We start from the raw sequence: 2,230 nt of genomic DNA, 5'->3' as shown, positions 1-2,230 counted from the left end.
ATCCGGGCCAGGGTGCGGGCGGCGAGGATGGAGTCGCCGCCCAGCTCGAAGAAGTCGTCGTCCGCCCCCACCGCGTCGAGGCCGAGGACCTCGGCCCAGAGGCCGGCCAGGACGCGTTCCCGCTCGGTGCGCGGGGCGAGGTGTCCGGTGGCGCTCTGCCGGGCGGGCGCGGGCAGGGCCCGCTGGTCGACCTTGAGTTGCGGGGTGAGGGGCAGCGCGTCCAGGACGACGACGACGGCGGGCACCAGGTGAGCGGGCAGGGTGGCGGCCAGCGCGGTGCGCAGCTCGGCCGGGTCCGGGGCCGCCGCCGGGTCGGCGGGCGTGGCGTAGCCGACCAGCCGGGCGTGGCCGGGCTCGTCCTCGCGGACCACCACGACGGCCTGGTCGACGGCGGGGTGGGCACGCAGCGCGGCCTCGATCTCGCCCGGTTCGATCCGGAAGCCGCGGACCTTGACCTGCCGGTCGAGCCGGCCGAGGAACTCCAGTTCCCCGTCGGCGTTGCGGCGGGCCCGGTCGCCGGTGCGGTAGAGACGGGCGCCGGGCGGGCCGAAGGGGTCGGCGACGAAGCGCGCGGCGGTCAGCCCGGGGCGGCGCAGGTAGCCGCGGGCGACGCCCTCGCCGCCGAGGTACAACTCGCCGTCGGTGCCGGGAGGTTGGGGACGCATGGCCTCGTCGAGCACGTACACCCGGGCGTGCGGCAGGGCGTCGCCGATGGTGGGCGAGCCGGTGCCGGCGGTGAGCGGGCCGGTCCAGGTGGCGACGATGGTGGCCTCGGTCGGGCCGTAGGAGTTGACCATGCGCCGGCCGGACGCCCAGCGGTCGACCAGTTCGGCGGGGCAGGCCTCGGCGCCGACGATCAGGGTGCGCAGGTGGCGGCCCGCACCGGCGGGCACGGTGGCCAGGGCGGCGGGCGGTATCAGGGTGTGGGTGATGCGGTGCTCGTCCAGGACGGCGGCGAGTTCCTCGCCCAGCCAGGGGCCGTCCGGCGGGATCACCAGGGTGGCGCCGGTCAGGACGGAGACGAACAGCTCCAGGACGGAGGCGTCGAAGCTGGGTGAGGAGAACTGGAGGACCCGGTCGCCGGGCCGGACCGCGTAGTTCTCGACGGCCGCCTCGGTGAAGCCGGCGATCCCCCGGTGGGTGACCACCACGCCCTTGGGCGTCCCGGTGGAGCCCGAGGTGTAGATCACGTACGCCGGGTGGTCCGGGCTCGTCGGGGCCGCGGTGACCGGGGCGGCGGGCCCGGCCGCCTCCAGGATCTCGCGGACGGCGGCCGGGTCGTCCAGGACGATCGCGGGCGCGGCGTCGGCGAGCATCAGGGCCCGGCGCTCGGCGGGGTAGGACGGGTCCACGGGCAGGAAGGCGGCCCCGGCCCGGACGACGGCGAGCTCGGCGGCGATCAGCTCCATCGAGCGCGGCAGGACCAGCGCCACCGTCCGCTCCGGCGCGGCGCCGCGCCGCCTCAGGTCGTGGGCCAGCCGGTCGGCCCGCTCGGCCAGTTCCCGGTAGGTCCAGGTGCGCCGGCCGTCGGTCACCGCGGGCGCGTGCGGGGTGCCGGCCGCCTGGACGGCGAACAGGGCGTCGAGCGTCCGGTGCTCGGGCGCGGTGGCGGCGCCGCCGGCCTGCGGCGGAACGGACGGACGTGCGGGCTGGGCAGGCCGGTCGGCCATGGCGGAAGGTCCTTCCGATGGGGGCGACGACGGGACGCCTGGGCAGGCGGTGGCCGGCCCTCGGGTCCGGGGAGAGGATGTGACGGCGGTGCGGCGGGCGCGGGCGGCTCAGTCGGAGCCGGTCCGGCGGGCCGTGCGCCCGGAGACCTGCACCCGGTCGATCCGGCCGGTGGCCGGGTCCCGGTGGAAGCTCCCGCCGGGCTCGGGGAGGCCGGTGTCGGGGGCGAGCAGGTCGTAGGAGAGGTCGGCGTAGCAGCGCAGCGGGATCGGCGGGTCGCCGTCCACGGAGAGGGTGGCCGGTCCGTCGCCGGCCGCTTCGACCCGGTAGCGGAGGGAGCCGTTGCGGTACTCCCCCGCGCACTCGGGCAGCGCGACGGCCTCGCCCGTGCCGACCGGCGCGATCGCGGCGGGCACCCTCACCCCGGTCAACTCCTCCATCTCGGACGCGAGTTCGCGCCAGAGCGCGGTGGCGGCGCCGGCGTTGCCGCCAGGCGCTCGCGCAGGTGGGAGCGGCGCATCGCCAGGGTGTGGGCGACATGTGTCATAGTGATTTCGGTGGG

The 2,230-nt window shown here is 77.3% G+C and carries 2 protein-coding genes; both read right to left on the bottom strand.

Going from position 1 to position 2,230, the window contains the following annotated elements:
- Positions 1–1,670 (bottom strand): non-ribosomal peptide synthetase (locus ACFRMQ_RS40260; protein WP_380735875.1); only part of this gene is annotated, 1,670 nt, incomplete at its 3' end.
- Positions 1,671–1,778: 108 nt separating this feature from the next.
- Positions 1,779–2,090, bottom strand: a complete 312-nt coding sequence (locus ACFRMQ_RS40255; RefSeq protein WP_380735874.1) for a hypothetical protein — start codon at positions 2,088–2,090, stop codon at positions 1,779–1,781.
- Positions 2,091–2,230: the final 140 nt, after the last annotated feature.

The organism is Kitasatospora sp. NPDC056783, assembly GCF_042789895.1.
Classification (GTDB): Bacteria; Actinomycetota; Actinomycetes; order Streptomycetales; family Streptomycetaceae; genus Kitasatospora.
The sequence above is the reverse complement of the archived record's forward strand: the minus strand, read 5'-3'. Positions and strand labels throughout refer to the sequence as shown.